Annotated in this window: 4 protein-coding genes; 1 reads left to right on the forward strand and 3 read right to left on the reverse strand. The window is 29.6% G+C overall.

All coding sequences use genetic code 11. The features are described 5' to 3' along the window. The 3 genes from ACJAX4_RS19655 to ACJAX4_RS19665 form a co-directional block, all read right to left on the reverse strand. The coding region (locus tag ACJAX4_RS19655; RefSeq protein ID WP_435791134.1) for a protein kinase domain-containing protein at window positions 1-2,025 on the reverse strand (2,025 nt) is incomplete at its 3' end. Window positions 2,026-2,153: 128 nt separating this feature from the next. Then, on the reverse strand, window positions 2,154-5,222 hold the full coding sequence (locus tag ACJAX4_RS19660; protein ID WP_435791135.1) for an insulinase family protein: 3,069 nt from the start codon (window positions 5,220-5,222) through the stop codon (window positions 2,154-2,156). Window positions 5,223-5,438: 216 nt separating this feature from the next. Then, window positions 5,439-6,380, reverse strand: a complete 942-nt coding sequence (locus ACJAX4_RS19665; protein WP_435791136.1) for a vgrg protein — start codon at window positions 6,378-6,380, stop codon at window positions 5,439-5,441. Between the two features lie 294 nt (window positions 6,381-6,674). Between ACJAX4_RS19665 and ACJAX4_RS19670 the strand changes: the two genes are divergently transcribed. Continuing rightward, window positions 6,675-8,261 (forward strand): ClC family H(+)/Cl(-) exchange transporter, encoded by a 1,587-nt coding sequence (locus ACJAX4_RS19670; RefSeq protein ID WP_435791137.1) that lies wholly within the window; start codon window positions 6,675-6,677, stop codon window positions 8,259-8,261. Window positions 8,262-8,568: the final 307 nt, after the last annotated feature.

An 8,568-nucleotide genomic window follows, 5' to 3' on the forward strand; every position in this document is an offset into this window, starting at 1 on the left:
AGATGCTGCAAACTTATGCCTTACTTTCCGTTCTTCTTCACTTAGTCTGTTGTATATAAGATTTTTAAGTCCTTTATTAGAAAAATCAAATACAAAACCCATATCCTCAATTTTTTTACTTAATATCCCTTTAGTGCATAATTCATGAATGTTGAGTTCTGTTTTGTTTTTGGTTTTAATAAAAAACTTATTAATAACTTTTAATGACACAGCAGTATTAAATATTGCTATAACATTTAATACTTCATTACTGTCCTCATTAATTTCTTTTATTTGATTTGATAATGCTTGTTCCATAGTAGATGCAATTGGCATATCGTCGTAATTAAAAGGAGTAGACCATTTACCATTATTTTCATTTATAGAAAGTATCTTTTTTGCAACTGCATCTTTTAAGGTTTCCTTTATAAATAGAGGATTACCGTATGTTTTTTTATAAACACTTTCTCCAAATTTACTAGGAACCTTAGGCATACTGAGTATTTGTTGAATCATAATAGCAGTTTCCTCATTATTCAAACTTTTTAGGTATAGATTTAGGTTTGCGGGATTATTATTTAATAATCTCTGAAGCTTATTATTTACAGCACAGTTCCCTTCACTAATTGATAATATCATCATTATATTTTGCTCATTATAGTTTTTAACATTTATATATTCTAAAAGTTCCATTGAAAATTCATCTAAACAATGAGCATTATCAATAATGAAAATGGTGGGTTTATTAACAATAGCATCTTTAATAAAGCTATATATCCTACTAATCAGCCTATATTTCTCTTTTTTAACTGTTAAAAATTCTGAAGCCACAACATTACTTCCAAGGCCAAGTTCCGGAATGAATTTTATTAATTCACTTTGATATCTTTTCACTATTTCCTCATCACAACTAGCTACTATTTTCTTCAGTATATGTTTAACTGCCTTACTGCCATTACTTTTGCAATTTTCTAAGGCAAAGCTAGAATACACATTTGCTTTTTTCATATTTAGTAAATACTTAATTTCTTTGAGGATTCTGGTTTTGCCAATTCCTTGTTCCCCTTGAACGAAAATAATTCTGTTTGATGGTTTACCTTGAACTAAATTCTCATAATCATTCATTATTTTAGTAATTTCTTCATTTCTGCCTACTATTTTAGCGTCAAAATTTAATTTCTCAATTTCATCAGTTATAAACGCCCTATAGTTCATATCAAAATATAGATTAATGTCTACCACAAGTTCATTTATAGTATTATAACGATTTGCTAAATTTGACATCGTCATTTTCACAATAATTTTCACTAATTTTTTATAAAAGTTTACTATCAATGCATTTTCGTTATAGCCGCTTTTTACTTTTTCTTCCAAATAGTCTATGCAATCATCAATACAATAACTTTTATAAATATCAATTTTACATAAAAAAAGTAAAAATACTCCCATTGAGTATATATCCGATGCAATAGTTGTTTTATTATCCAGGATATTCTCCGGCGCCTTAAAATTGAGTTCCTCTACCTTGGTCATATCATATTCTTGTTTTTCAATTTCTATTGTTGCTAAATCCTTAATAACAACGTTGTATTTATCGTCTTTATAAAAAATAAATATGTTATTAGTATTTATTTGGCCATAAATGAAGCCTCTAATATGTAAATAATTTACTACCATACATAATTGAGCAAATATATCCAAAATCTCGTTTTCCTTTAAATTAGCTATTAATTGCTTTAATTCCAGATTATCTTTAATGTATTCATTAGTATAAAAGTAATCATCATTATCAACCTTTTGATTATCAATAGTATGGACCAATCCAAAATCAAATACCTTACATATATTAGCATGATTTATATTTTCTAATGTTTTAAACTCAGCTACATAAAAATCTATTAACTTCTGTGGTGCAAATTCAGAATTAATAATATTAAGTTCTACTTCATGATATTTGTTTATAATATCAGAAACAAGATAGGAAGACTTTATCCTATCTTGACTTAATTTTGAAATTATTCTATATCTATTGTTAATCAAATTCATTACTCAAGCACTTCCTTAACTGTATACGCACTAATTATTTACATTATAACATATCTCTTGAAAGTACTGAAGTGAAAAAGCATAAAAAAGCACTATAATTGTCTGGTTTTCTATGCTTACATTCCTGCCTATTTCTGTTTATAGCTCTTAATAGGAACTACAATTCTATGGAAAAGCCCCTTGTTTTCATTCACTTTGGTTTCACCACCAACCACACAATAAAAATTTTGCTTTATTACGTTTTCTATTAACCTAGCATAGTTTCTTATATCTTCTGCAGTAGTAGATAACACTTCATTACGCTCTTTTTGAATGTCTTTGTGCGTTATGCCTTTAAAATACATATTGTCTCCTATTACTCCTTTAAGTTGTGGAGATGTTAATGAATCCATATTTCCTATAGTACCAATTATATAATTAGCCATTTCTTTTTCATCTGCTTCAAAGTTTTCTAAGAAATTTACTGTCTCATCGAAAGTATTCAATGTTTCTTTTAAATTGGGATCACGATATGAGTAGAATAATACTTCTTCATTTGTAAAACTCATCGCTCCCCCATAGGCACCTCCTTTTATTCTAAGCTTTTGCCATAAATAATCACTATTTAAAATGTTTTCAAGAACCCTCATACTTCCATTATAGATATACCCTGCGTTTTTAAAACTCCCAGCCTTAACCACATATTGTACTTGAGATGGAATAACAAAAGCCTCATTTTTCTTTGTAAAATCAAATTTATATTCCTGCGCCTTAAACTCTTCACTTTTAATTTTCTCTCCAAGGCTCTTAAGACTAGAAGTAAATTCAGGATAATATTTTTCCTCACCAGTGTAACTTACCACCAATTTCTCTTTGTTAAATACAATATCACTAACATGGTTTAATTTTTCTACTATTTCATCAAATTTAGTATCAAAGTTATCATCTAAATCACAAATAAAGTTATAGTATGGCAAATAATCTAGGCTACTATATTTACCATTATCTGATAAATATGATAACACTTGCTTCATGGCAAGAATATTTCCTCCATTTGCAAACATCGATTCATAATTCAATCTTGACGTTTTAATCAATTCCTTAATACGATTCTTATCAGTAAACAAGCTATGATTTATTATTTCTTCCAATATATCCATAGCATTTGGTAATGTACTATTAAGAGTATTTACTGAAATTTTCATTTTTGGATAGTACTTATCACTATTAGTATTTTTTTTGAATGCTGTTGAATTAAAACTAATCCCTCCGGTATCCTTCATTATTTTGTTTGATAACTGCATATGGTCATATTTTTCCGTATTAATATTTCCAAGTATATTAGACAAAAATTTCAAGTATAATAACTCATTTTGAGGTACTTTTGAACTATCAAAATACAAATTACAGTAAGTAATTCCATCAGTAAACATAGGATGATACAACACTTTTATATCTCCTTCTAATTTTTCTTTTGTTGGAATTTGTTCCGGTTTTTTATCCAGATCTGCTAGTGTTAATGTTGGTATTTTTGATATATTTTCTTTTGAATCTGATGTATCTTGCCACTTTTTTAAGTTTTCTGTTCCTTTTATAATTTTACTTAATTCAACTTCTGATAAGGTATCCTTAAATGCTGCTAGTTTCAATTTTGATACTTCTTCCTTTCTTTCATTTAAACCATTAGAAGGTTTTAATATAACTAATGAATTGTTTTTGTTGTCTAATAAGTATTTTTGAATCATTTTTTCAAAATAGCCACTGGATAGTTCTGATTTTATTTTGTTAAGTGTAGGAGTTATCTCTAGATATTCTGTAGGGCTCATGTCATAATTCCAAGAATTCATAGCAGCGGACATATAATTCATACCTCTATTCGCATCTGAATGTTCAGTCCGCAAACTAAATTCAATTGAAGTAAATACTGAATTTACAAGTTCCTCATCGAATCCTTCTTTCACTATTTTTTTTAGAACATTAGTAATGACATTTTCAAATTTCTTTTTTTCTGACTCATTTGAATTTGTGATAACTATACTAAAGGTTGGCTGTACCATCGATGAATTGAAATTCGCATAAGCATTTGCTCCAATATGGCTGTTCCCTAACGCTTTTCTTAAAGGGGACGCTTTAGTATTTAATAGAATTGATTCTAAAATCTGAAAAGCTAAAACGCTTTCTACATCTATTGCATTATTAATTAAATAGTTAGAAGATAAGTAAGTCATGTTTTTCGTAGTCGCGCCTTTCGCTACTGGATAAAATGCTGTTTTTTCATCCTTTGTGTTCCTTGCAGTCTGCAATTTAATTACACTGTCCACACTGCTTTTTTTAAGTTTACTCAAATAATTATCGTTCATAAACTTCAAGGTATTTTCAATATCTATTTTTCCATATAAATAGATAGAACTATTTGATGGAACATAATACTTTTTATAGGTCTGTATGAACTTTTTGTATGTTAGGTCTGTAATATTATCTGGATTTCCACCGGATTCATAAGCATATGAATTATCTTTAAAAAGTGACTTATTAATAGTGTTTCTTAGTATTGTTTGAGGTGAAGAATAATTGCCTTTCATTTCATTATATACTATTCCATTATATTTTAGCTCACCCGTTTCTTTATCAACTTCATAGTGCCAACCTTCTTGCTGAAGTATTCTAGGATCTTTAGATATATTAGGGTAGAAAACTGCATCTAAATACACACTCATTAGATTACGAAAATCTTTTTCGTTTTTACTAGCTACCGGGTACATTGTAAAATCCGGACCTGTAAATGCATTTATAAATGTACTTAATGATTGCTTAGTCATAATTAAAAATGGGTCTTTAACCGGATACAGCTTTGAACCACAAAGCACTGAATGTTCAATAATATGATTAACTCCTGTATTATCATTTACTGGTGTACGGAAATTTATGGAGAAAACCTTGTTTTCATCCTCATTTTGTAAATAAATAAGTTTAGCTCCGCTTTTAGCATGTTTAAATATCATTGCTGTAGATTGTATATCCTGGATCCATTTCTTAGATTCCAGCTTAAATCCGGATATGTTTTCCCCCTCATTAATATCTTTTGCATCTCTTTTGACATCAGAAATATTGCATAATTGAAGCTCTGCGCCTTGTGTAACTTGTGAACCAATAATTAAGCTATTAACAAGTATTCCAATTGCAAGTATTATTGACGTTATTTTAGTAAACTTCTTCATTTTATTCCCCCGATCAAGTTTGTTTTTTTTTATTACACATTAATTTTCTTCTTATAAATAGTATGTTTTATTTTTAATATTCCATACATTAATCTTGACGATAATTTTTTATGAATTAGCTAAAGTTTTCTATTCATTAAATCTTTAAATTACAAAAAATCCAGCAGAATAATTATTCTACTGGATTTTTTCACACCTTTATTATTTAAGTTTTTTTTAAGCAAATTGTTCATTTAGCATACTGAGCATATCTTGCTTTTCTTTCGTAAACCTATTATATACACTTTGTTTTACTTGTGCAGAACTACTTTTGAAATAGATGTTAACTTTTTGACGTTCGTTATATAAATCCTTTATGATATTACCATCGCTATTATTTAAGTTTATTTTTGAGAATAGGGATGAAGTTCCTCCTACACCATGTTGAACTACCGTAGAGAATAAGCTTTCTTTTAAAGCATCACTCTTTTGACTTATATCAAACCCATATTTAAATTTTAAATCTTGTGCTGCACTATCATAATAATCTTTTTTTATACTATCATGCTGCAGCTTAAGAAATTCTTCTTTATTCGATGTGGCAATGCCTGTCCATTCAGAGTCAAAGTTTACACCAAATTTGTTATCATCTTTAGCTTTTGCCCCTGATAATTTTTCATAAAGCTCATTATTATTTCCTTTAAGTGAGTTTATAAAAGAATCCAAGGATCCTGTTTTAGATGAAAATTGCCACGCTCCATAAGACTTTCCACCATAATCTCCTGGCGTATTACCTATAGTTCCTGGATTAACATTAGATTCATATTTAGAAGCTGCAAACCCTAACGTACCTTCTTTATTCTCTACACTCTGGTTAGAATCATCAAATACTCCCCTCGATGCACCTCTCATACTTGAATTAAAGTTACTTATAGCCCCCAGTGAATCGTCTAAACTAAAGGAACCTTGTTTTGATAAAGCCTCAGACATAAGTTCTGCCATCATTGAATTACCTGAACTATCCATCCTCTGCATAAGTATTGTTTGAAACGCAGCCTCCTGCATCTCTTTTTCACTTTGAAGATTCGCTGTACCTGTATCGGAGACCGAGTTGTTGTTTTTTATTTCAGTTGTGTATTGCTTTAACATTGTATTAATCATATTTGAAGATGCAGCCATAATTATCACCCGTTTTATATAAATTTTTGATCTATACATTTATTATCGCATATTTCCACTAAAACTTTATGTGTTTTATTTATATATCTTACCATTTAAATTACCACATATCAATCTTTACATAAGTAACTAAAAATAACTAAATAATTATAAACTGTGATTACAACACATATGTATGCATGCTATGTTATTATATAGATATATGGTATCATATATCATATATAAAGTTATTAATTACATGCATTGAAATATATAAAAAATACAAATATTTGTTATACTAATGGAGGCATAGAAATGGAAGTAAAAAACAAACACAATACTTATAATACTCTTTTTCATTGGCATAGCTTTAGATTAAAGCTTATTTTAGAGGGCATTGCTGTAGGTATTATCACAGGTTTATTAATTGTGCTGTATCGCTATTCATTGTCAAGAGCAGGAGTTTTCTTAACTGAGATTTATAAAACTTTATCTATGAAACCTATACTTATAATTCCATGGATAGTGGTCATAATATTTATTGGCTACATTGTAGGTTTAATGGTTAAAAACCAGCCCATGATTAGTGGAAGTGGAATACCTCAGGTAGAAGGTGTTTTACTCAGAAAAATAGATATGACTTGGTGGAAAATTATCCTTGGTAAATTTACTGGCGGGCTTCTTGCAATAGGTTCAGGCCTTTCTCTTGGACGCGAAGGTCCATCGGTTCAATTAGGCTCAGCAGTTGGTCAAGGCTTTAGCAAGGTATTTAAACGAGTGAAAATAGAAGAGAAATATCTTATTACAAGCGGAGCCTCTGCAGGACTTGCCGCTGCCTTTAATGCTCCTCTGGCAGCCGTAATGTTTGCCTTAGAAGAGGTTCATAAGAATTTTTCACCCTTAGTTTTACTCTCAGCTTTATCCGCATCCTTATCAGCTGTTTTTGTAGCTAGTAGTTTCTTTGGCTTAGAACCAGTTTTCACTTTTGAAAATTTACCTATATTACCCCTTAAATATTATCTTTATATAATTTTACTCGGGATTATTATAGGGGTTTTAGGAGTAGTCTTTAATAAATTTCTTTTAAAGACTCAAGACTTATATGCAGGTCAAAAATGGCTTCCAAAAGAAATGAGAATAGTTATACCCTTACTAATTTCAGTTGTTCTTGGAATATTGCTACCTCAAGCATTAGGTGGAGGACATCACCTTATAACTTCATTAGTTACACAAAACTTTCCACTAACTATTTTAGTTGTTCTACTTCTAGTTAAATTTTTATTCACTATGGCAAGCTATGGATCAGGTGCACCAGGGGGTATATTTCTTCCACTGCTTGCTATTGGAGCATTAATAGGAAATCTATATGGAGTAGCACTTGTAAATTTTCTAAATTTTGATAGTATGTATATCAATAACTTTATAATACTTGCAATGGCAGGATATTTCACAGCTGTAGTTAGAGCCCCCATTACTGGAACTATCCTAATAACTGAAATGACAGGTAACTTTACCCATTTGCTTTCATTAGCTATTGTATCAATAGTTGCATATATAGTTGCAGATATTTTAGCATCAAAGCCTATTTATGAATCATTACTAGAAAGATTTTTACACAATGCAGGAGAAATAATATCCTTTGGTAATAAGAAACATAAGCATCTATTAGAATTTTCTATTTGTATGGACTGTGAATTAGATGGAAAGCAAGTCAAAGACGTTAAATGGCCACATAATTGTCTATTGGTAGCAGTTAAGCGAGGAGAACTTGAAATACTTCCACAAGGGGATACTATTATTTTCCCAGGAGACTATTTAATAGTGCTTACTAACGAAGATAAAGTATCTGACATAAACGATATATTAAATGAAAAAACAGCATCTTGTGAGACATTAAACTAACCTAGACCTTCTGAATAAAAAAAGCTTATTTACAGATATTAAATGAATACATGTATTATTAAAACTATTCAATTTACACAAATTATAACTAATTTATAACGTAATTTGTACGCAGTGGGCTTATTTATAAATTGCAGTTTTTTATGTGAACTAGTAAATGGTCATTAAGATGTAGAGGGTGAGTAATTTGCAAAAGGAAATCAATTATGAAGAAATTGGAAATAGAATACGGATTGAACGAGAAAATTTTGATATGACCAGAGAAAAATTGTCTGAACTTGTAAACCTTTCTCCATATTTTTTAGGA

Source organism: Clostridium sp., from assembly GCF_051278035.1.
GTDB lineage: Bacteria > Bacillota > Clostridia > Clostridiales > Clostridiaceae > Clostridium_AD.